At 69.0% G+C, this 22,406-nt stretch carries 18 protein-coding genes; 11 read left to right on the top strand and 7 right to left on the bottom strand.

What is annotated here, in order from left to right:
- The first annotated feature begins 52 nt into the window (after window positions 1-52).
- Both KEG57_RS04580 and KEG57_RS04575 read left to right on the top strand, forming a co-directional pair.
- Window positions 53-565 (top strand): hypothetical protein, encoded by a 513-nt coding sequence (locus tag KEG57_RS04580; protein ID WP_272417799.1) that lies wholly within the window; start codon window positions 53-55, stop codon window positions 563-565.
- A gap of 133 nt (window positions 566-698) precedes the next feature.
- Window positions 699-2,096 carry an STAS domain-containing protein gene (locus KEG57_RS04575; protein ID WP_272458171.1) on the top strand — a complete coding sequence of 466 codons (1,398 nt, stop codon included), beginning with the start codon at window positions 699-701 and terminating at the stop codon, window positions 2,094-2,096.
- Between the two features lie 38 nt (window positions 2,097-2,134).
- On the opposite strand, the gene uvrC is transcribed toward KEG57_RS04575, so the two are convergent.
- Window positions 2,135-4,279 (bottom strand): excinuclease ABC subunit UvrC, encoded by a 2,145-nt coding sequence (gene uvrC, locus KEG57_RS04570; protein WP_272458170.1) that lies wholly within the window; start codon window positions 4,277-4,279, stop codon window positions 2,135-2,137.
- Window positions 4,280-4,372: 93 nt separating this feature from the next.
- Between uvrC and KEG57_RS04565 the strand changes: the two genes are divergently transcribed.
- The 7 genes from KEG57_RS04565 to KEG57_RS04535 all read left to right on the top strand — a co-directional run bounded on the left by KEG57_RS04565 (window position 4,373) and on the right by KEG57_RS04535 (window position 12,082).
- The gene (locus tag KEG57_RS04565; RefSeq protein ID WP_272417802.1) at window positions 4,373-5,647 is read left to right on the top strand and encodes a S1C family serine protease; all 1,275 of its coding nucleotides are present in this window, start codon (window positions 4,373-4,375) and stop codon (window positions 5,645-5,647) included.
- A 5-nt stretch (window positions 5,648-5,652) separates the two neighbouring features.
- A complete protein-coding gene (locus tag KEG57_RS04560) occupies window positions 5,653-7,197 on the top strand; it encodes a substrate-binding domain-containing protein (protein WP_272417804.1) in 1,545 nt (514 codons plus the stop codon).
- 35 nt (window positions 7,198-7,232) lie between these two features.
- The gene (locus KEG57_RS04555) at window positions 7,233-7,625 is read left to right on the top strand and encodes a hypothetical protein (protein WP_272417805.1); all 393 of its coding nucleotides are present in this window, start codon (window positions 7,233-7,235) and stop codon (window positions 7,623-7,625) included.
- Entirely contained in the window at window positions 7,618-8,742 is a 1,125-nt protein-coding gene (locus tag KEG57_RS55450; protein WP_272417806.1) for a D-Ala-D-Ala carboxypeptidase family metallohydrolase, read from the top strand. The genes KEG57_RS04555 and KEG57_RS55450 overlap by 8 nt, the downstream gene beginning before the upstream one ends.
- Before the next feature lie 78 nt (window positions 8,743-8,820).
- The gene (locus tag KEG57_RS04545) at window positions 8,821-10,266 is read left to right on the top strand and encodes a serine/threonine-protein kinase (protein ID WP_272417807.1); all 1,446 of its coding nucleotides are present in this window, start codon (window positions 8,821-8,823) and stop codon (window positions 10,264-10,266) included.
- Window positions 10,267-10,274: 8 nt separating this feature from the next.
- Window positions 10,275-11,246 (top strand): hypothetical protein, encoded by a 972-nt coding sequence (locus KEG57_RS04540; RefSeq protein ID WP_272417808.1) that lies wholly within the window; start codon window positions 10,275-10,277, stop codon window positions 11,244-11,246.
- A 17-nt stretch (window positions 11,247-11,263) separates the two neighbouring features.
- Window positions 11,264-12,082 (top strand): hypothetical protein, encoded by an 819-nt coding sequence (locus KEG57_RS04535; protein WP_272417809.1) that lies wholly within the window; start codon window positions 11,264-11,266, stop codon window positions 12,080-12,082.
- Window positions 12,083-12,103: 21 nt separating this feature from the next.
- Here KEG57_RS04535 and KEG57_RS04530 read toward each other — a convergent pair whose 3' ends face one another.
- The 3 genes from KEG57_RS04530 to KEG57_RS04520 all read right to left on the bottom strand — a co-directional run bounded on the left by KEG57_RS04530 (window position 12,104) and on the right by KEG57_RS04520 (window position 15,836).
- Window positions 12,104-13,015 carry a M23 family metallopeptidase gene (locus KEG57_RS04530; RefSeq protein WP_272417810.1) on the bottom strand — a complete coding sequence of 304 codons (912 nt, stop codon included), beginning with the start codon at window positions 13,013-13,015 and terminating at the stop codon, window positions 12,104-12,106.
- A gap of 61 nt (window positions 13,016-13,076) precedes the next feature.
- Window positions 13,077-15,332 (bottom strand): hypothetical protein, encoded by a 2,256-nt coding sequence (locus KEG57_RS04525; protein ID WP_272417811.1) that lies wholly within the window; start codon window positions 15,330-15,332, stop codon window positions 13,077-13,079.
- Between the two features lie 105 nt (window positions 15,333-15,437).
- On the bottom strand, window positions 15,438-15,836 hold the full coding sequence (locus KEG57_RS04520) for a PilZ domain-containing protein (protein WP_272417812.1): 399 nt from the start codon (window positions 15,834-15,836) through the stop codon (window positions 15,438-15,440).
- A gap of 42 nt (window positions 15,837-15,878) precedes the next feature.
- Here KEG57_RS04520 and KEG57_RS04515 point away from each other — a divergent pair, with 42 nt between their 5' ends.
- Window positions 15,879-17,582, top strand: a complete 1,704-nt coding sequence (locus tag KEG57_RS04515) for a class I adenylate-forming enzyme family protein (protein WP_272417813.1) — start codon at window positions 15,879-15,881, stop codon at window positions 17,580-17,582.
- Between the two features lie 31 nt (window positions 17,583-17,613).
- Complete coding sequence (locus KEG57_RS04510) at window positions 17,614-18,549, top strand: ATP-grasp domain-containing protein (RefSeq protein ID WP_272417814.1); 936 nt, start codon at window positions 17,614-17,616, stop codon at window positions 18,547-18,549.
- Here KEG57_RS04510 and KEG57_RS04505 read toward each other — a convergent pair whose 3' ends face one another.
- From KEG57_RS04505 to KEG57_RS04495, 3 genes are all read right to left on the bottom strand, one after another.
- A complete protein-coding gene (locus tag KEG57_RS04505) occupies window positions 18,550-19,560 on the bottom strand; it encodes an AAA-type ATPase lid domain-containing protein (RefSeq protein WP_272417815.1) in 1,011 nt (336 codons plus the stop codon).
- 203 nt (window positions 19,561-19,763) lie between these two features.
- Window positions 19,764-21,158, bottom strand: coding sequence for an Ig-like domain-containing protein (locus tag KEG57_RS04500; RefSeq protein ID WP_272417816.1), 1,395 nt, complete (start codon window positions 21,156-21,158; stop codon window positions 19,764-19,766).
- Window positions 21,159-21,217: 59 nt separating this feature from the next.
- Window positions 21,218-22,405 (bottom strand): serine/threonine-protein kinase, encoded by a 1,188-nt coding sequence (locus tag KEG57_RS04495; RefSeq protein ID WP_272417817.1) that lies wholly within the window; start codon window positions 22,403-22,405, stop codon window positions 21,218-21,220.
- Between the last annotated feature and the right edge of the window lies 1 nt (window position 22,406).

Raw genomic sequence — 22,406 nt, 5'->3', positions numbered from 1 at the left:
GGACCCATGTAGCCCTCGCGTGCCCGGCAGGTTCTGCCGGGGAGGAGGAGACATGGTTCGAGCTGGCAATCCCTGGTTTGCGTGGATGGTCGCGGCCTTTTGTGCAGCGATTCCTGCGATTGCGCAGGCGGCTTCGGAGGATGTCCCGGAGGACACGGAAGGGGTCGCGGAAGCGGAAAGTCCGATCGTGTGGATCGGCGGCGTCTCGGAGGCAGAATTCCCCTTCATCACCGTCGTGGCCGACGGCGGGACGGAGCAAGCCGGCGGATGGCAAGCCGCCGGCACCACGCTGCGCTTCGTGGATGGTCGGGGTATTTTCTTCTCGAATGCCTGGTCTTGCCAGGTCTTCGTCTGGATGCCGATCCGGCACGCGGTTCACGGGGTGATCACGCCGCAGAAGGCCGCGCAGGTGACCGCCGCAGCCTCGAGCAGCGCGTCCACGCTCGTGATGCATCGAAGGCCGCACTGGATCCGTGCGTCCTTCTGTTCGGACTTTGCGACCGAGCTGGAAACGCAACTGAACACGCAAATGACGGGGCTCGGCGCCAAAGCGTCGGCACGTTGACGCCGGAAACCTGGGTCGCGGGTGACGACGCCTGGTATTCGTCAATGCGTTGACGATTCATGCCGCCGCGAAGCCCGGGCGAGAGCGTGATCCCTGTTGCAACGCTTCGTGCCGCTCGGATACGTTCGTTTTCATGAATGGCTCTTCCGAGGGGGGATCCGACGAGCGGGGATCCGTGGAGGCGCTGTCGCGGCGTATTGCAGCGCTGGAGGAGCAGGTCGCTCTGCAGGAGCGAACCATCGAGGCCCTGCGCGCCAAGGAGGCGCTCCTCGAACGCATGGGGGAGGAGCGGCGCGTCATGATCGCCGCCCTCGAGTGCTGCACGGATTTCGTGGGTATCGCCTCGCTCGAGGGGGAGGCCATTTTCGTCAATTCGGCCGGCCGCAAGCTCGTGGGGCTCGAGAGCGCGGAAGCGGTGCAGGGCACCGTGATGCCCGATTACGTGATGCCGGAAGAAATCCCCCGGCTGATAAACGAGATCGTCCCCATTCTCATGACCGAAGGCCGCTGGGAGGGCGAGCTCAGGTTCCGGCACATGCCCACGGGCGAGCCCGTCGCCGTCTATTACAGCGCGTATCTCGTCCACCACCCCGAGACGGGGGCGCCGCTCGCCCTGGCCACGGTCACGCGCGACCTGCGGGCGTCGAAGCGGGAGGCCGAGGAGCGGCAGCGGCTTTTGGAGCAGCAATCGGAGGCGGCCGCGGCATTGCGCCACGGGCAGGCGCGCATCGAGACCCTCGACGAGGAGCGTCAGCAGATGATCGCCGCCGTGGAAGCCTGCGCCGATTTCATCGGCATCTGCACGCTGGACGGCCGCACGATCTACTGCAACGCGGCCGGCCGCAGGCTGATCGGATTCGACGTCGACGCGGACATGCGAGGCTTCGACGTCACGAAGGTGCTCACGCCGGAGGCCACCCGCTATTTCGTGCAGGACATCATACCGGTGATCCTGGAGACGGGGTGCTGGAAGGGGGAGCTCGAGTTCAGGCACCTCGAGACGGGCGAGGCCTTCCCCACGCAATACAACGCGTTCCTCATCAAGGACCAGCAGACGGGACAGCCGATCGGTATCGGGGCGGTCACGCGTGATTTACGGGCGGCGAAACGGGCGGAGGAGGAGCGGCAGCAGCTCGCGGAAGAGATCATCCGGGCGCAGGCGGCCATGCTGGCGGAGCTTTCGACGCCCCTCATCCCCATCAGCGATCACGCGGTCGTGATGCCGCTCATCGGTACGGTGGACGAGGCGCGCGCCGAGCGTGTGCTCGATAGCTTGCTTTCGGGCGTGGCGGCGCGGGGCGCGAAGGTGGCCATTCTAGATATCACGGGCGTGGCGACCGTCGACGCCGCGGTGGCCGAGGCGCTGCTGCGCGCCGCCAAGGCGGTGCGGCTGCTCGGCGCAGAGGTGGTGCTCACGGGGATTCGCGCCGAGGTGGCCCAGGCGCTCATCGGTCTCGGCGTGGATCTCGGCAACATCGTCACGCGCAGCACGCTCCAGAGTGGGATTGCGTTCGCCATGCGGCGCGTGTAGGGCTCTCTGAGCCGTTCTCGATCGTGCGAACGGCTCACCTAAGCTTCGTCCTTGCGGTCTTCTGCGGGCGTAGCCTCTGCGGCAGCCGGCCCCGGCGCAGGTTCCGCCACCGCCCCCGGCGCCGCAATCACCTTCCGAATCGCCGTCAAATGCCGCTTCGTCACGCCCGTCACGGCGAGGATCTGCGCATCCGTCGCCGTGCGCAGCGCCGCCATCGAGCCGAGCTCGCGCAGGAGCGCCTTGCGCACGGCGTCGCCGAGGCCGGGGATGTCTTCGATCTCGGAGCGCAGTCGCCGCGCTTTGCCGAGCTTTTCGCGAATATGGTTCGCGAACCGGTGCGCCTCGTCGCGTGCACGCGCCAGGAAGAACAGTGACGAGCTGCCCGGCCGGAGCAAGATGCCGTTTTTCTGGCCAGGCAAATACACGCGGTCGACCATCTTCTCGCCGATCACGCTCTCCCGCTCCTTTGCGAGGCCCACGATCGGCAAGTCGTGCAGGCCCAGATCGCGCGCCGCCGAGAGCGCGACATTGAGCTGGCCCCGGCCGCCGTCGACCACGAAAAGGTCCGGCAAATCCCAGTCGGCTTCGGCCTTCTTTCCCGACGACGGCGGCGGCGGCTCCGAGGGCGTCTCCGTCCGTGCCTCGTCGATCACCTCCGCGGCCGCATCGAGCTCCGTCCCCGGCTCCGCAATCGCGGAAGCCTCCGACGCGAGCTCCGCCTCCGCCGCCGCTTCGGCAGCCAGTTCCGCGGCCAGCTCCGCCTCCTTGACCTCCTTCGCCGTGCGGCCGCGCCGGAAGCGGCGGGCGAGGACCTCGTACATCGCGGCGTAATCGTCGCCCTCGGTCTTCGTGCGCACCCGGAAGCTTCTGTAATGCTTGCGGTCGGGCTGGCCGTCCTTGAGCGAGACGATCGAGCCGACGGTGTCGCCGCCGCCGAGATGCGAGATGTCGCAACATTCGATGCGCCGCGGGAGCGCGGGCAAACGCAGGCGCTCGCGCAGGTCGTCGAGCCGCGCCTCGATGTCGTCCGAGGCGCGCTGCTTTTCCTTGAATGCGTGCTCGGCATTCTCGCGCGCCATCGCGAGGAGCTCGACCCGCGGGCCGCGCTGCGGCACGACGAGCGCGACCTTGCGGCCCCGGCGATCGCCGAGCCATTCCGAGACACCCTCGGCGCCGTCCGGCAAGACAGGCAGGAGGATCTCGTCCGGGATGACGTCGACCGGAACCTCGGCCTCGTCGCCGTAGTATTGCGTGAGGAAATTGCCGAGGATTTCTTCGTCGGGCAGCTCGACGCCGCGCAGGGAGAACGAGACCGTGTCGGCGACGCGGCCGCTCCGGACCTTGATGAGCTCGACCTCGGCGATCGAGCCCTCGCGGTAGAGGCCGACGACGTCCTGGTCGACGTCCTTCACGGAGACGACGCGTTGCGATTCGCGCGCGCTCTCGACGGCCTTGAGCTGGTCGCGGTAGATCGCCGCGCGCTCGAACTCCATGGCGCGCGCCGCTTCCTTCATGCGTTTTTCGAGCTCGCCCGTGAGCTCGTCGTGGCGGCCTTCGAGGAAGAGCGAGACGGAGCGGACCTGCTCGGCGTATTCGTCACGGTCGACCTCGTAGACGCACGGCGCGGGGCAACGCTTGATCTGGTATTGCAAGCAGGGCCTGCGCCGCGAGGCCATGTCGAGGTCGGTGCAGGTGCGGAGCTTCCAGTGCTTGTTGACGAGGTGGAGCGTGCGGCGCGCGCTCGTCGCCGAGTGGAAGGGGCCGAAGTAACGGGCGCCGTCGGGCGAGGGGCGGCGCACGGTCTCGAGGCGCGGCCAGGGGTTTTTCGTGTCGATGCGCAGGCAGAGGAAGTCCTTGTCGTCCCGGAGCTTCACGTTGAAGCGCGGCTTGTGCTTCTTGATGAGCTCGTTCTCGAGGACGGCCGCTTCCTTCTCCGTGGAGGTGACGACGGTCTCCAGGTCCCGCACGATCTTGCGCAGGATCGGGATGAAGTACCGCGAGTCGCTGCCACCCTCCTGGAAGTAGCTGCGGACGCGCGAGCGCAGGCTCTTCGCCTTGCCCACGTAGATCGCGGCGCCGGTCTTGTCGTAGAAGAGGTAACAGCCGGGTTTTACGGGGAGCGTGTCGAGCTTCGCGAGGACGGGATCGGTCTCGGGCTCGGGAGCACGTGCGTCGTCGGACACGTCCTTCGTCTAGCGCCGGATCGGCGCTCCTAGCAAGCTCTGGCTTGACGCGACGCCGAACCGAGAGCGACGCTCCTCCCCGCGAAAGCGTCCATGCCCAGCCCCAAACCTACGCCCAAGCCAGCACCCAGGCCCACGCTGAGCCAGCCTTCGGCAGGCTTTCGTGTCGCGCTGGTCCTCCTCAAGATCGTCGCGATCGTCTGGGGGTTCGTCGCCACCCTGGTCTCACTCATGGCCGCGGTCGGCGCGTTGACGGAGAACGGTTATGCCCGGGCGCTCATCGCGCTCGCCGTGACCGTGATCGTGCCGCTCGGGATCGCCGACAGGCTGCTGCCCGAAGGAGAAACCAAGGGCGGGGCGAGCGTCGTTTCCGACGTGCTCGCGATCTTCCTGCTCGGCGTGTCGCTCGCGTTCACGGGCGCCGCGAAGTTCACCGGGTCGCTCTACGTGAAGGAAGGCGATCGTCTCGCCGCCTCGGGCTACAAGACGCTCGCGCAGGTCGCGTACCTGCTCGGCGGCGTAAAGCCCGCGTTCCCGGAGCCCGTGCCTGCGCCCGCGCCCGCAGCGGACGCGGCCACGGATGCCGGCGCGGACGCGGAAGCCGCAGCGGATGCAGGCGCAGCAACGGACGCGGCGGCGGTGACGCCCGCGGCCACGGACGCAGGCGTGGCGGTCGATGCGAGCGCGCCCGTGGACGCCGGCGCGACGGGGAAGGCCGACAAGACGCCCGCCGAGCTCTTCCGTGATCTCTCGCCGTCGGTGGTGACGATCTTCGTGAAGAAGGGCGAGGCGCAGGGCGGCGGGACCGGGTTCTTGATCGACGAGGCCGGAGTCGTCGTGACGAACCACCACGTGATCGACGGCGCCGGGTCGGCGCGGCTCAAGTTCGAGAACGGCGCGACCTACGCCGACATCCAGGTGCTCGTGGACAACCGCGAGGCGGACCTCGCGCTGCTCGCGATCGAGATCAAGAAGCCGCTCGAAGGCGGCACGCCGCCGAGCGCGAAAGTGCTCGACCTCGGCGACTCGGACAAGATCGTGGTCGGCGAGAGGGCGATCGCGATCGGCAATCCGCTAGGGCTCGAGCACACGCTGACCGACGGGCTCGTGTCGGCGCGTCGGCTTCACGAGGGGCGGCAGTGGATCCAGATCTCGGTGCCGATTTCCCCGGGAAACTCGGGCGGACCGCTGTTCAACATGCGCGGTGAGGTGATCGGGATCAACACGGCCCAGTTCGGTGGGGCCTTCGCAGGGGCGCAGAACCTGAACCTCGCCGTGCCGGTGAACGAGCTCAAGCGCCTCGTCAAATCGAGCTACCCCGGGCGGCGCAAGCTCGGCGATCCGAGCGCCTCCTCCAGCCAGTGGTGAGTCCATTGCGCCAGAAAATCGTCTTCGTCTTGCTCATCTGCCTCCTCGGAGGGTTCGGCGCGATCTTCGTGACGCGGAGCCGCGCACCCCACACAGCGCCGCCGCCGCCGAAAGGCGAGGCCGCCGATGCCGCGCTGCCCGTCCCGAGCGGGAGCGCGAGCGCAGGCCCCGGGACGAGCGCCGTCGCGAGCGCGGGGCCTGTGCCAGGCACGAGCGCGAGCGCAGGCCCGGTGCCCGTGGCGAACGGGAGCTCGAGCGCAGGCGCGCCGCCGGTCGATGCGAAGCCGCAGGCGCTGCTCGATCGGCCGCTGAAGGTGGTGTCGCTCGGCTGGGAGCTCGCAGCGCCGGGGATGCTCGCGAACGAGGGACAAACGCCGGGGCCGAAGAGCGTGTTCACGGCCGCGGGGCTCGACGTGCGGATCTCCGTGTCGGACGCGATGAGCGCGGTCGAGGAGGCGCTCGCGCGCGGCGGCGGCGACGAGAACGGCGCGGACGTGGCCGTGGTGCCGCTGCCGACGTTCATCGCGGCCTACGAGCGGCTGCGGGCGCTCTCGCCCGAGGTGTTTTTCGTGGCCGGGTTTTCCCGCGGGCGTGAGGCGTTCGCGGCGAAGGACGGTTTGCCCTCGGGGCCCGTGAAGGGCGACGTGACGCTCGTGGGTACGCCGGGCGCACCGTCGACGTTCGTGGGGCTCTTCTTGCTCGACGTGGCGGGCGTGCCGTCCGCGAACGTGAAGGTCGTGGCGCCGGGAAGCCACGACGAAAAAGAGGCTGGGTTCGTCGCGTTCGATCGGACGGAGATGGGCGCGGACGGGGCCGCGGGACGCAAGATCGTGCTGACGACGGCGGACGCGCCGCGGCTCGTTCCGCTCGTGGCCGTGGCGCCGCGTGGGCTCGTCGCCGACAAGGAGCGCGCGCTCGTGGCGCTCGCGAAGGGCCTGCTCGAGGGCCAGAAGAAGCTCGCGACGGATCCGCCGGGCGGGGCGCGGATCGTGGCCGCGGCGAAGGGCGCGCCGGAGCCGCTCACGCTCTTGCGACGGCTCGGGGACGTCGCGCCGGCGTCGATCGGGGACAACGCGCGGATGGCGGGATTGTCGGGGCGCGGGGCGCTCACGTTGACGACTTTGTTCCAGCGATCGTGGCAGCTCTATCGCGGGGCTTCGGTGCTCGCGACGCCGCCGCCGGAGGCGCCGCCGATCGCGACGAACGTGATCGCGGCGCTCGCGCGGTCGGGCGCGCTGCCCGGCGGTGACGCGAAGGCCGAGGCGGGCAAGGGCAAGCTGGAAGAGGGCGCGAAGCCGCTCGTCGTGTTCCGTCAGGAAAAACTCGACGAGGAGGCGCTGATCGACACGATCGGGCTGCTCGCGGCGGTGTTCGAGCGGAGCGTGGTGCGCGTGTCCGTGACGAGCGGGGCAGGCGTGGACGGGGCGAAGACGAAGAAGGTGATCGAGGCGGCGGCGGGTCGCTTCGATCTCGAGAGCGGAAAGCTCGTGGCACCGAAGAAGGCGGGTGCGAAGGGGGCGGCGGTGGTGGAGGTGATGGCGCTGCCGTAGTGGGGCGCCGTGATTTCGGAGGCTGTGGCCGGGCCATGTTGAGAATCCTTCGCGAACAGGTCGATGCGCTGCGCCAGGCGGAGCTCGAAGAGTACCGGGAGCGCGTGCTCGCGCAGATCCAAGGGATTTTTCCGGCGGAATGGTCGAGGCTCGGCGAGGAGGGATGCGCCGCGCTCGTCGATCGGGCGCTCGGGCGCGCGGCGCGTCACGGGTGCAAGTCGGAGCAGGACGTGTTCCGCTACGTGTCGCTGATGCTGGTGCTCGGGCCCGATTTCGAGGAAGATCCGGCGCTGCCCTGGGTGCGCGAGATTCTCGAAGACCCGGAGGCGAGCGGGTGGCAGAAGGTGAGCGCATTGATGGACCGGGCCATCGCGTGGCTGCGCGAGCGCGACGCGCCAAAGGCTTCCGAGGAGGTGGGTCGTGAGTGAAGGCGATGTGCCCATTCCGCGGCCGCGGCCGGAGCGGCCGGAGGACCAGACCGCAACGGCCAACCAGCTAGAGAACGCGAACCAGGCCGCGTCGAACATGCCCGCGTCCGAGGCCGGCGCGGCGTGCGCGGATTGCCCGGCGGGCTTCAAGCTCGAATACAAGAGCCGCTACACGGAAGCCGGGCAGAAGGACAAGACGCCGAACCGGTACACGAAAGAGGTGTGGGTGCCGGCGAAGGAGTTCATCTTCCTGATCGGGCAGGATCGGAAGCTGACGGTCCGGACAAACCCGCCGATGGCCGACGCGGAGTGGGAGGTGAAACCCATCGGGAGTCACAGCGGGACGCCGACGCCGAACAAGGGCAAGGGCGCGGAGTTCACGTGGGTCCCGAAGGTGACGGCGTCGCAGCGGCCCGTGGGCGGCTCGAAGTCGCCGAACAAGCCGGTAGGCTACGAGATCACGGTGAAGCTGACGCGGGGGCGGTCGACGACGTACACGGAGAAGATCGAGCAGGACGTGCGCGACATCATCCGGCAGGAGTACGTCGATTATCGTTCGCTGGCGGCGAAGAAGACGTCGCTGCACGTGCCGTATCGGGACCAGATCGTGACGGCGCCGCGGGAGGAGTTCCTCAACAACAACAACTACGCGTCGCACCGCGTGGTGCTGAACTCCGGAATGCTGGAGCTGCTCCAGGCCGTCGAGGCGGAGTATGGGGAGCGGGTGACGGTGAACAGCTCGTGGCGGTGCCCGCAACGCAACAAGGCGGTCGGGGGCGTGCCGAACTCGAATCACCAGCACGGCGGCGCGATCGACATGGCGCCCGGCAATTACAACAGCACGCGGGGGACGCAGGCAGGTCGGACCGCGATCCTGAACCTCTACCGGGCCGCGCTGCGGGCGAAGGAGACCGCGGGCGGGCGGATGGTGCTGCTCGAAAAGGGGACGAAGGCGCTGCAAACGGGCAATACGGATCTGCCGCTGCCGAACGCGAAGAACCCCGACGAGAACAACGACGGGCTCCGCGACAACGACACGACGTCGGTCGGCAAATTGAACATCGCGTCGCACGTGCACATCGACAAGGAACCACCGGGGGGCGGGAACGACGATTAGCCGGCCGTGACGAGCCCCGCGAAGGGCTCGTGATCTGGAGGACTTCCAGAGATCGGGGCCCTCGTGTACCCTGGTCGGATGGCATCCGAGCGCGGCCGTTACGACAAGCTTGCCGAGATCGCGTCCGGCGGCATGGCCACGGTCTACCTCGCGCGTGCCCACGGCCTCGGCGGGTTCGAACGGCTCGTCGCCGTGAAGGAGATGCATCCGCATCTCGCCAAGGAGCCGGAGTTCGTCGCGATGTTCCTCGACGAAGCCCGGCTCGCCGCGCAGATCCGGCACCCGAACGTGGTCGCGACCCTGGACGTGACCGAGAACGAGGAGGGCTCGCTCTCGCTCGTGATGGAATACGTCGAGGGGCCGAGCCTGCAGCAGATCCTGCGGCGCGCCGTTCGTCAACACGATCGCGTGCCGATCGACCTCGGGCTCCGGCTCTTCCTCGACGCACTCTCGGGCCTCGAGGCCGCGCACGAGCTCACGGACGAGAGCGGCACGCCGCTGCACATCGTGCATCGTGATGTGTCCCCGCAAAACATCCTCGTGAGCACGGATGGGATTGCCAAGCTCACGGATTTCGGGGTCGCGCGCGCCGATTCACGGCTTTCGAGCACGCGCACGGGGACGGTGAAGGGGAAGGTGCCGTACATGGCGCCCGAGCAGATTCGCTCGAAGTCGCTCGATCGGCGCACGGACGTGTATGCGGCGGGGGCGGTGCTGTGGGAGATGCTCGCGTGCCGGCGGCTCGTGCAGGGCGATAGCGAGGTCGCGATGATGTACCAGATCACCGAGGGCGTGGCTGTCTCGCCACGCGAGGTGATTCCGGAGGTGCCCGAGGGCGTTGCGCGCGCTTGCTTGAAGGCATTGGAGAAAAACCCGGACCAGCGATACCCGAGCGCCGCCGAATTCGCCGAGGCGCTGGAGGCGTCCGCGCGCGCGGAAGGGGTCGTGGTTGCGAATCACCGCGCGGTGGCGGCGTATGTCCGGGCGATCAACGTGCACCGCGCGCCGTCGGCGCTCGCCCCGGAGGGCCGGCGCTCGGTGATATCCGGCCTTTCGAGCGTGACGGGCTCGGGGTCGGGGCCGGCGAGCAAGGAGGCGCCGCTGTCCCCGCCCGCGACGCCGGCGCGCACGGCGCTCACGAGCACGCGGGATGCGGACGTCGAGGCGTCGAAGAAGAGGTCGTTCCGGGGGGTTTTCATTTCAGTGGGCGCGGTGGCGGTGGCGGCGCTCGCGTTGTTCGTGTGGATCCGGTATGGAAAGCCGCCCACGGACGCGAATGGGCCGAACGAGCGGCCGGCCGCGCAGGGCGCGCCGGTCGAGACGCAAGCGCCGCCCGCGACGACGGCCGCGGTGCCGCCGCCGGCCGCGTCTGCCACGGCGTCCGCGGCGACGTCGGCGAATGCGGCGCCCGCGGAGGTGGTGCAGCCCGCGGTGGCGAAGCCCGCGGCGCCTCCTTCGACGGCCACGACGAGCCGAACGGCAAAACCTCCGGTGAAGGGGGGCTATCGCCCCCGGGAGTTATGACGGGTTTCATGCGACGTTTTCTCGCTTCATTCGTGGTGGCGGCCCAGCTCACGATTTCGAGCGCGCCCGCGTTCGCCGAGCCGACCACCGCATCCCCGGCCGCGGCGCAGAAGGCGTTCGACGCGGGGCAGGATCTATTCGACAAGGGCCGGCACGAGGAGGCGATCGCCAAGTTTCGCGAGGCCTACTCCATCACGAAGAGCCCGAATGCACGATTGATGGTCGCACGCGCGCTCCTCGCGCTGGGCAAGGTCGTCGAGGCGTACGAAGAGCTCGCGGCCACGCGGATCGAGGCGGCGACACTCGCCGAGCAGCAACCAAAATACGAGCGGGCCCGCGACAGCGCGGCCGCCGACCTCGCGGCGCTCGAGCCCAAGGTGGCGAAGGTGATCGTGGCGCTCGCGCAGCCCGAGGGCGCGCGCGTGACCCTCAATGGCACGGAGCTGTCCGCCGAGCGGCTCGGCGTGGCCATCGTGGTGCTGCCGGGCAAGGTGGTGGTGGACGTCGAGCCGGCGAAAGGCGCGCCCATGCACCGCGAGGAGGTCGTGGTCGGCGGGCAGACGAAGACGATCTTCGTGGCCCCGGGCGCCGAGGCGCAAAAGACCGAGCCGAGCGCGCCCGCGCCCGCAGAATCGACGACGGGCGGCGGGGTGCGGATCGCCGGATACGTGGTCGCAGGGCTCGGCGTGGTGGGGCTCGGGGTGTTTGGCGTGACGACCGCCATGGCGCAGAGCAAGTATGATGGGCTCGTCGCCGATTGCGGGGGCAATCGGTGCACGGATCCGCGCTATGCGGACGTGATCGACGAGGGAAAACGGCTCGATACGATCGCGCTCGGCTCGCTCGTGGGCGGCGCGGTGGGCGTGGCAGCGGGCGCGCTGATGATTGCGCTCGGCGGGCCAAAAGCGGCGAAGAAGGCGGACGCGAGGGTGATGGTCGGGCCCGCGGGCGCGTTCGTCGAGGTGGGCGGGGCGTTCTGAGCCGGGCGAGGTTTGGCATGACGTACAACAACACGATTTCGAGGCTCGCCTGGTTGCCGCTCTTCGTGGGTCTCGTCGGTTGCAGCCGAGACTGGGACGCATACGATCCGCGGCTCGGCGGCGGAGGCGCGGATACGGGGACGAGCGCTTCGAGCAGCGATTCCGGCGTGGGCGTTTCGGTGAGCAGCAGCAGCGCAAGCTCCGGCACGGGCGGCGCCGGGGGCGCCGGGGGCGCGGGCGGCGCGGGCGGCGCGGGCGGCGCTCCGCAGTGCACGATCGACTTGAAGGACGATTTCGACGATGGGATGACCGATCCGGCGAAATGGTCGATCTACGTGGAAAACGGCGGGTCGATCGCCGAGTCCGAGGGCAACCTGGTCGTGGAGATCCAGTCCGGGGCCCCCGGGTACGCGGTGCATTACTCGACCCAGCCGTACGACGTTTCGAATTGCGGCGCGTTCGTCCAGGTGCTGGAGGTCCCGAACCCGGCCGCCAAAGCTTATGCGTCGTTCCAGATCGGCACGGGGAGCGACAACGCGGTCGAGATCGCTTTCTACCAGGGGACGCTGTACTTCCACAAGATCCTCGACAACAACTACACCGATGTGGCGTTCACCGAATACGATCCCACCGAACACGCGTTCTGGCGCATTCGCGAGCAGGACGGGACGACGCTCTGGGAGACGTCGCCCGACGCGCAGCAATGGACGGTGCAGGCGAGCGAGCCGAACCCGCTGCCCTTCGGGGAGATGTACGTGGCCTTGACCGGAGGAATCGACGAACCGGCGCAGGACCCGGGCCGCGCGCGTTTCGACAATTTCAACATCCTGCCCTGACGCGGGCAGGTTTTCCGCGCGTCACTGCGATTCGACGCTGATCTTGTTGCCCTTCACGTCGACGGCCACGGCCCGGACGCGGAGCATGCCGCTCGTGACGGTGCCGACGAGCCCCGTGAACGTGAAATCGATCTCCTGCGCCGGCATCGTGTTGTTGTATTTTTGCGGCCGGACGAGGATTCCCTCGTTGTTCGGGTCGTCGATCACGACGTCGGATTCGCTCGACGTATAGGTGCGATTCCAGGTCTCGATGTCGTAGGTCCGCTCGGAGAGAGGCACGAGGCCTTCGAGGATGGCGGCCGCGTCGGCCTCGTAGGTGGCGACGGAAACGCTGCGAAGATCGAGCTCGCCCGCGCCCACACGGGCCGTGACCGTGACCTTGGGCTGGAGAGGGGTTGTCATGTCCACCTTGCCGATCTCCAGCGTGGGCGCGCCTTTGTCGGTATAGGGCAGGACGTCGAGCGGGTGGACGCAGTCCTTCTTGTTGTCGCCGGGCTTGCGAATCTCGAAGTGCAGGTGCGCAAAGCCATTCGAGGCCTTGCCGCTCTCGGCGATGAACTCGCCGGCGTCGACCCTGTCTCCGACGTCGACGTCGACCTCGGAGCAATGCACGTACGTGCTGTAATAGCTGCCGTGATCGACCTTGACGAGCATACCGCCAGCGCTCGTGTCCTCCTGAATCTCGCTGACCACGCCCGCGGCGATCGAGTAGATGTCCGTGCCCTCGGGGACGGCAATGTCGATGCCACGATGAAAGTCGTATACGTCGTCGTCCGTACGAACGCGGGGACCAAAGGTCGATGAGAGCGGAAAATCACCGTCTGTCGCGCCGCTGATTGGCCAAACGACAGGCCCGTCGGCGCCGCAGCCGCCGAGGACGAGCGCGCTTGCAGAAACGAGGACGGAAGCACCCCGCGCCAATAAGAATTTCATGAATGTATGATAACATTCGTGGCCGGTCGCGGGAGGGAAATGCGCTTCCCAGGGCGACCGTTCAGGGCAGCGCGGCGCCCTGTGGCAGCTCTACGCGAAAATTCGGCGCAAGCAGATCTCGCGCGAGCTGAACCTCGACGAGATCGAGGACCGGACTGTCCGCGACTTTGCGCAAACGCTCCGCCGCCGCCGGGTCGCCCGACGCGCGGCGTGCCATGGCCGTGTAAAACTCCGCCTCGACTCGCTGCGCCGCATTCTGTGCCGCGGCGAGCAGGCCGTCGTCCGTCATGCGCCCGAGCGCCCATTGCGCGAGCTTGACGACCCACGCGTCCCGATCGCCGTTCGTCGCAAGCGCGCGCGTGGCCGTGTCATCCGGCGTCGCGCGGAGCTCCCGTTCGAGGAGGTGGAGCCAGAGGCCGCCGTAGATGCGCTCTTCCTGATCGACGTCGGCTTCGAGGCCCTGGCGGACGGCCGCGCGCGCCGCGTCGAGGTCGCGACGCACGAGCGCGCGGGAGGTGACCTGGAGGATGGTGGCGCCGAGCGCAGGACGATCGGTGGCCGCGACGGCGAGGGCACGATCGTGCGCGCGCCTTGCAGCCTTGGCATCGCCGTACGCTTCGAGGACACGGGCGAGCAAGGTCTCGGCCCGCGCGCGCATCCCTGCATCGCCACGTTGCTTCTGCGAGGCGAGCGCGGCGGTGAGCGCGTCCGCGAGCTCGGCCTTGGCGGCGTCGGCAGCGCCGAGGTCGCGCTGGATCTCGAACGCGAGCAGGTGCGCCTCGGCGAGGTCGGCGAGGGCGACACGCGCGTCGGGCGCGGCATACGCGCGGCGCAGGTTGTCGAGTGCGGCGGCAGAGTCCTTCGCCTGGCGATCTGCGCGCGCGACGCGGATCCACGCGGCGACCGAGGGATCACCTTTCGCGGCGGCCACGAAGAGCGGGCGCGCCGCGGCGAGGTCGCCACTGCGGACCTCGACGGAGGCCATGAGCAAGCGCAGGCGCGCGGGCGTGGGTTCGAGGCCGGCCGTCGCGATCTCCGGTCGATCCGCGGCCGCGAGGATCGGCGCGGCGGCGCGGAAGGTGCGGCGAACGGCGTCGACGTCGCCCGCGTCGGCGTCGACGGCCATGGCCTCGAAGACGATGCGGTTCGCGGCCGCGACGAACCTCGCACTCGGCTGCGCCCCGAGCGCGCCCGCGAGCACGGCCGGCGCGCCCTCGGACATGCCGAGGCGCACGAGCTCCTCGGCAAGGAGCGCGGCCATGCGGAAGTTCTTCGGGTCCTTGCGGTACGCCTCGAGCACGCTGCCCCAGACGCCCGCTTCGACGAGGCACGGATCGAGCCGCTCTTCGCGTTCGTCCTCGTCCTCGCTCGTCGGCGCGCCTTCGTTGGCGAACGCCGCCGCGACCATCTCCCACGCCTCTGCATCGCCGTCCTCCGAGGCGACCATGAGGCTCCTGCGCAGCGCGGGCTCGGTGATGAGCCGGACCTCGGAGCTCTCGATGCGCGACAAGGCGCCCTGGGCGTCGCCGTGGCGGATGAAGATCGACGCGAGCATGACCGCGCCCGTCTCGATGGAGCGCGCCGCCTCCATGGCCTCGGCGCGCTCGGGCCGCTTACCCGTTTGCCGGAAGATGCGGTTGATCTCGATGCCACGATTGACCCACGCCTCGATCGCGTTCGCCGCGGCGTCGAGGGTCTCGCCGGACGGATCGACCATCGCACGCGCGGCCAGGTAACGCGCTTCGGCGCCGAGCCGCACGCCGGGGCTGCCCGCGTGGGTGTCGCCGATCCACCGTTCGAGGTTCGAGAGGTGCTCGTCGAGCTCGGCGCGGCCCGGGGCGCTCGTGCCGAGCGCGGTGGCGCGCATGCGCATGAGCGCGTGCACGCGGCCCTCGTCGCCGAGCGTGCTCAGGTGTCGGATCGCGCCGTCGAGCGCGCGCGCGCCGGACGCGTCGACCATCGCGCCTTGTCCCTCGCCGACGCGGACGAGGTAGAGCGCGCCCATCACGCTCGAGGTCCCTCGCTCGGGTGCGCCGAGCGCGAAGCGTCGCTCGGCGTGGGCGAGCTGGCGGCGCACGACGCCCGCGACGGTGCCGAGCCGCTCCGGGGTGCGCGAGCCGTCCGAAAGGACACGCGCGAGCGTCGTGGCGAAGTCCGCGTCCTGGACGTCGACGGGTTTGACCGGGCCCTCGACGACCTGCACGGGGGTCTTCGTGGGCCGGGCCGACGTCCCGCAGCCCGCGGCGCCGGCGGCGAGGAGCGAGGCGAGGATGGCTCGGGCGAACGCGCGCGCGCGGGGCGTAGATCTCGGAGGCATCTTCGCGGAGTGTACACGGCGGGCGCGAACCTGCACGAGGCGACGAGTCCCTCCGGACGCCGAAGCAAGCTTGAAACCGGCGTAGACGAACGGAGCTCTTCGCGCTTACGCCTTCGTGTTCGGCTTGTGTCCGAGGAGCTTGCCGGCGAGCTCGTCGCCAAGCTCGTTCGCCATGAGCTTCTCGACGATCGCCTCGGTCTCGCGGCGCTCTTTCTCGTCGTTGTACTGGAACTCGATGCCCATGCCGGCGGGCGAGTCGGGCGTGGCGTCGACGGGGCGCACGATCCACTTGACCCGACCGCGGAGGCGGAGCGGCTCGGCGAGGTTCTTGATGCTGAGCGCGAAGACGAACTCGGTGTTCACGTCGAGGGGCCGATCCGTGCGGATGAACGTGCCGCCCTTCGAGATGTTGCGCGTGTAGTCGGCGAAGAACGTGTTGAGGCGCTTGTACTCGACGTTCAGCTCGATGGCCGCGCGGCCTCCGGTGGTTCGCCGGTCACTCACGGGAGTAACCTATCCCCAACGTCGCGAGACTACAATCCGCGCATGCACTGGAAGGAGAGGCTCTCCTCGCTGAAGCAGGCCGCCGAGGGCATGGTGTTCGGGGCGCGGACGGTAGGCCGCGTCGCGATCCAGACCAAGATGCCGCGTCACGTCCACTGGTCCGGGCTCGAAGCCGCCGCGCGCGAGCTTTTTCGGACCAAGAAGGCCGCGCCGCCGCTCTTGTTCCACTTCATGGCCCACAACGATCCGCACACCGTGGGCCTCGTGGGGCTTTCCGCGCTGCCGAGCGGCAGGCTCGTGGAGGAGCGCGCGTACTCGTTCGCCGAGATGAACGAGCGGATCGAGCGCATCGCCGCAGGCCTCGCCGAGCGAGGCGTTCGGTCGGGCGATCGCGTCGCGTTGATGCTCAAGAACCGGCCGGAGTTCGTGCTGCTGCAGATCGCCGCCGGCAAGCTCGGCTGCGGGGCGGTGAGTTGTTCGTTCCGGTCGACGCCGAACGAGCTCGAGTACGTGGCGACGCACTCGGGCGCGCGTGCGCTGTTCTTCGACGTGGACGTCGCCGAGACCGTGCAGGAAGCAGGGCCGAAGCTCGCGCAGATCGGCGCATCGCGATGCTTCTCGGTGGGCGGCGCGGCCGCGCCGTTCCCGACGCTCGAAGCGCTGGTCGCGTCGGCGAAGGGGCCGCCGCCGGACGCGGGCGACGAGCCCGCGGTGGTGATGTACACGTCGGGCACGACGGGCAAACCAAAGGGCGCGGTGCGGCAGTTCGCCAAGGGCGCGACGACGGCGGCGCTCGCGTTCATCGGGGAGACGCCGATGGAAATGGGCGAGGTGCACCTCGCGGTGTGCCCGCTCTATCACGCGACGGCGTTCGGGTTCATCACGATGTCGTACCTCGTCGGGAGCACGGTGATCGTGCTGCGTGAATTCCGGCCCGAGTCGTTCCTCGAAGCGATCGAGCGCTACCGCGTGACCACGACCGCCGTGGTGCCGACGATGCTGCACCGGATCGTGGAGCTCGGGGAGGAGAGGATCCGGCGCTACGACACGTCGTCGCTGAAGGCGATCTTCACGGGCGGCGCGGCGATCTCGGTCCCGCTGGCGAACGAGGTGCTCCGGCTCTTTGGGGACAAACTGTTCAACTTCTACGGGGCGACGGAGACGGGCGTGGTGACGCTGGCGAAGCCCGCGGATCTGCGCGCGGCGCCGGGCACGATCGGACGCGCGATTCCGGGCGCGGAGGTGCGGCTCTACGACGAGTCCGGGCGGATCTGCGGGCCCGGCGCGGTGGGCGAGCTCTACGCACGGAGCGGGCAGCTTTTCTCGGGCTACCACGCCGACGACGCGGGGACGCGCGACGCGATGCGGGACGGGTTCTTCTCGGTCGGCGATCTCGCGCGGAGGGACGAGCGCGGCTACTTCTTTCTCGAAGGTCGCAAGCGCGACATGGTCATCTCGGGCGGCGTGAACGTGTATCCGGCCGAGGTGGAGGGCGTGCTCCACGATCATCCGGCGGTCGCGGAGGTCGCAATCGTGGGCGTCCCGGACGAAGCGTGGGGCGAGCGGGTGCGCGCGTTCGTGGTGCTGAAAGCGGACGTGAGCGCCGAAGCGAAGGAGCTCGAGGCGTTCGCGCGCGCGCGGTTGTCGGGCGCGAAGGTGCCGCGCGAATTCGTGTTTCTTCCGTCCTTACCGCGGAACCCGACAGGCAAGGTCCTGAAGCGCGAACTCCGCAGCATGGCCCTGTGACGAGCGCAGAGGTTTGGTGTAGGACGGCCCTATGGTCCTCCGCGTTGGCTTGCTCGTCGGACGTGAGCGCTCCTTTCCCGATGCCCTGATCGCCGAGGTCGCGCGGCGCGACGCCGGCGTGGTCGCGAGTTACGCAGAGCTCGACATCACCTCGATCGATCGTCCGCCGCCGTACGACGTGCTCGTCGATCGCATCTCGCACGAGGTGACCTGTTACCAGCCGGTGCTGAAGCTCGCGGTGCTGAACGGCACGCGCGTGGTGAACAACCCCTTCTGGCGGATCGCCGACGACAAACTCTTCGGGACCGCACTCGCCGCGCGGCTCGGCGTGCGCGTGCCGAGGACGGTGGTCTTGCCGTCGAAGTCGTACGGCGAGGGGGTGTCGAGCCAGACGCTCTGCAACCTGCGTTTCCCGCTCGACTGGGAAGGCGCGGCGCGCGAGCTCGGCTTTCCGATGTTCATCAAGCCGCACTGGGGCGGAGGGTTTCGCGACGTCTACCGCGTGAGCTCGATGGAGGAGCTCTGGGGCGCGTACGATCGGACCGGGACGCTCACGATGATCGCGCAGGAGGCGATCCCGTGGTCGCAGTACGTGCGGTGCATCGTGATCGGCAAGGAGCACGTGCGGCCCGCGCTCTGGGATCCGCGGCTCGGGCATTTCGACCGGTATGTGCGGGCGAGCGAGACGATGCCGCCGCTCGAACCGGCGCTGCTCGCGCGCTGCGTGGAGGACGCTCGCTCGCTCTGTCGCGCGCTCGGCTACGACATGAACACGGTCGAGCTCGCGATCCGCGACGGCGTGCCGTACGCGATCGACTTCATGAACTCGGCGCCCGACTTCGACATCACGTCGCTCGGGCCCGAGCACTTTCCGTGGGTGGTGGAGAAGATGGCCGACCTCGTGATCCGGCTGGCCCACGAGGGTTCGCCGAAGCCGGCCATGAGCTTCAAGGACGTGATGCGCTGATCACTCGGCGTCGGCGAGCACCTCGTGCGCGTCGGCCTTCGTCGTGGTCGGCTTGCGCGCGCCGAGCGGCGGTGCGAGGCGCTTGCGCTTGATCATCTCGACGAGCGTCGTGCGGTTCAGGCCGAGCAAGCGCGAGGCGCGGTTCTTGTTCCAGCCCGTGCGCTCGAGCGCCTGGAGGATCATGCGCGTCTCGAACTCCTCGACCGCGGCGCGCAGATCGAGGCCGTTCACGGGCAGCGCGCCGAGCAGGAGCGACGAGCCGAGCGGCTTCGATCCGCGGATCTCCTCCGGCAGATCCGAGACGGTCACGTACGGGCCTTCGGCGAACGCCATCGCCTGATCGATCGCGCGGTCGAGGCCACGCACGTGGTCGGCGAAGGTGTGCCCTTCGAGCAGCGCGGTCGCCTCGGGCGACAGGCCGCGCAGATCGGTGCGGCGCGAGCGCGTCGCGTGCAGCTCGAAGAAGTGCTGGATGAGCTGCGGGACGTCCTCGGCGCGCTCGTGCAGGCTCGGGAGCTTCACCGTGCTCGTGGTGAAGAGCGCGCAGAGCGCGGCGTGACAGCAGCTCGGATCGAGCGCCATCGTGGAGGTTGCGACGAGGCGCGTGTCGCCGCGGCTCGCCAGCGCGACGAGCTCGTCGGCGAGCTCGGGGGTGAGACGATCGATGTCGACGACGACGAGCGTGCCGCCGCGAGCGCTCTCCGTGGCGGTGCGGAGCGCGGCGGCGTCGATGGGCGCGGCTTCGTCGGAGAGCAGAACGAGCGGACCCTGGGCCGTCGTCTCGTGCAGGACCCGGGCGAAGAAGCGCTTGCCGGCGCCGGGCTCGCCCACGAAGAGCACGGGCGTGCGGGACGTCGAGAGGACTCCGATGTTGCGGACGACCTCCTCGATCGCCGCGCCTTGTCCGACGACGCGCGATCCCATGGAGACGAGCGCCTGGCGTACGGCGCGGGTCTGCGAAGAGGGCTGGGTTTCGTGGATGTGCTGGTCCTGCTGCGTGGCCGTCGACATGTCAGGAACTCCCCGATGCTGAAGTCAGGTCCGGAATGGACATCAGCAACGGTCATGCCAGCCAAGGAATTGGCGGAGTTTCGCAGGTTTTTGTCGGACGGGGGGTCGCGACAGACCCAGGGGTGAGTTTGTAAGCTGGCGAAATGCCGTGTGCGTCGTTCCTGTGGCGGGCGGAAAGGGGGGTCGCACAGGACCCATGGGGGTCAACCTCGACCCACCCTCCGATTTCGCCGTACGAGGGCTGCGAACCCAGCGAGGGCGGTGAGCGCGAGGCCCGCCGGGGCGGAGGTGGGCGCGTCGTTTCCGGCGGCGCGGCAGGCGCACCCGCTCTCCTGCGAGATGTCCTGCGACGGCGCCACGGGGCCGCCGAAGCCCACGCCCTTGAGGACGATCTCCTGGACCGGGTCGTTCGGGTCGTTGGACGCGATGAACAACGTCGCCTCGAAGGGGCCGTTTTTCCGGGGCATGAAGCGCACGGCCGTGTCCGCCGTGACGCCGGGCTCGATGTCGATGCTCGGATCCCACGCGGGGAAGAGCTCCGGGCTGCTCGACACGAGCGTCACCTTCGCGCGCGCCTCGCCCGCGTTCCACACGCTGAAGCTCTCGAGGCTCTTCTGGCCGACCTCGACCTCGCCAAAATCGATCTCGGCCTTCGGCAGCACGACGTCGGGCAGAGGCACGTGCACGCGTTGCTTGGGGAACGACCACGTCGTCTGCGTGATCGGGAAGGTGATCGGGATGTCGACGAGGTCGAACGCGAAGTTCTGGCCGAGGATCTCGATCCACATGCCCGGGATCAGGTGAATGATGCCGTCGTAGTCGATGTTCCCTTCGGGATGCACGTCGAGGTCGATCGCGGGGCCGTTCAAATACTCGGCCTTCGTCTCACCGTCTTCCTCGGTGATGTCGCCGCCTTTGACGCTCTTGCCCTCGGCGGTCTCCACGACGATGCGCTCGGTCGTGTACGTCGCGGCGAGCTCCATCTGCACGTCGACCTTGAGGCCGCCGTCCACGAAGACGCTGGGGATGCTGATGATGTCGCTGAGGCCGACCTCGATGATCGTCTGCGGCTGCGTCTTGCTGGCGAGCGTGGCGCCGGGGTTCCATCCCCACGCGTTGAAGACCTGTTCGCCTTCGACCTGGAAATCGATCTGCGGGATATACGGGATGTCGCCGACCCAGTCGTACGGGATGCCCGCGATCTCCACGTGGAACTGCGCCTGCGCGCCGAGCTCGACGCCGTAGTGATACGAGAGCAAACCGCCGTCGACGTTGCCCGGCGCGCGGAGGAGAAGCGCCTCGGGCCAGCTCGTTTCGAGCGCACCCTTGAGCGAGACGCGCGTGGTCGCATAAACGCCCGCCCAGATGTGGACCTGCAAGGGCGAGTTCGCCGGGACCCAACCCGTGTCGAAGCTCCATTCGATCGGGAGAGAGTCGCTGTGCGAGAAGCCGATCGGAGCGGTCTTGCACCAGTCGGGATCGACGTCGCAATCGACGGCGACGACCTCGGCGCGCGCCGCGCTCGGAAAAAGCGCGACCCCGAGTGCGACAGCGGAGGCCGCGAGGAAACCTTTCTTCCCAAGAAAGCGCGTCTTCATGATCGCGCGCATTATCGCCGCGATGCCGCGCGAAAGCCATCCGCGATGCGCGTTGCCTGCTATCGCGCGCCGGCCATCGCGCCGACGGCGATCGCCACGGCCGCGAGCACGACCGCCACGAGGATCCACGGCCACCGCACCGGCTGTCCCGGGCGCTCCGCGGCGGCCTTCGTCGTCGACGCCTTCTGCTCGAGCGCGACGGCCTTCGCGACGGCCGTGCGGAGCTCGAGCTCGGTGTCGCCCGTGGCGAGCGCGTCGGCGTCGTCCACGGCGGCCGGCGCGATGACGTGGTGTTCGTCGCGCGCGGCGGAGAGGGCCTCGGCGAAGGCGCGCGCGGTCTCGTATCGCTCGTCGGGGTTTTTCGCGAGGGCGCGATGGACGACGGCTTCGAGCGTGGGCGGGATGTCGCGATCGGGGCTCGAGGCGCGCGGGGAGGGGACGGGCTCGGTGAGGTGCGCGGTCATGGCCGCGATGGGCGTTTTGCCCGCGAACGGCGCGCGGCCCGTGAGCATCTCGAAGAGCAGGACGCCGGCCGCGTAGATGTCGCAGCGATGATCGAGCTCGTCGCCGCGGACCTGCTCGGGCGACATGTACTCGGGCGTGCCGAGGATCATGTTGCGCTCGGTGAGCGAGGTGCCCGAAGGATCGCGGTGCAAGGCCTTGCCGAGGCCGAAGTCGACGACCCAGACCATGGGCGGGGGGTTTGGGGGCGCAGCTCCGCTTGTCGGAGCGGAGCCCCCATGCGTTGGCTGACGGCCCGTGCCGAGCTCGCCCTGGATGATGACGTTGCCGGGCTTGAGATCGCGGTGCACGAAGCCACCCGCGTGCGCGGCGCCGAGCGCGGCGCAGATCTGGAGCGTGATCTCCACGGCCTCCTCGATCGTGGGCCTGTGCTTGCGCAAGGTCGCTTCGAGCGAGAGGCCCTCGACGTACTCGAGCACGAGCACGGGCAGGCCGTCGTCCTCGGTGACGTCGAGCAGGCGCACGATGTGGTTGCCTTCGAGCTGCTTCAGGATCGAGGCCTCGCGCGTGAAGCGGCGCGAGAAGTGCGGGTCGAAGCAGAGGCTCCTGTGGATGACCTTGAGCGCGACACGCGCGCCCGTCTCGCCGTCCGTGGCGACGTAGACGATGCCCGTCGCGCCCTCGCCGACGACGGACGCGACGGTGTACCGCGAGGCGACGACGGTGCCCGGCGCGAGATACTCGGCGTCGGAGGAGGCCGGGGCGCGCGTCTCGCCTTGCTGCACG

It is taken from the genome of Polyangium jinanense (assembly GCF_028435365.1).
This window is presented reverse-complemented; position numbering and strand designations above follow the sequence as displayed.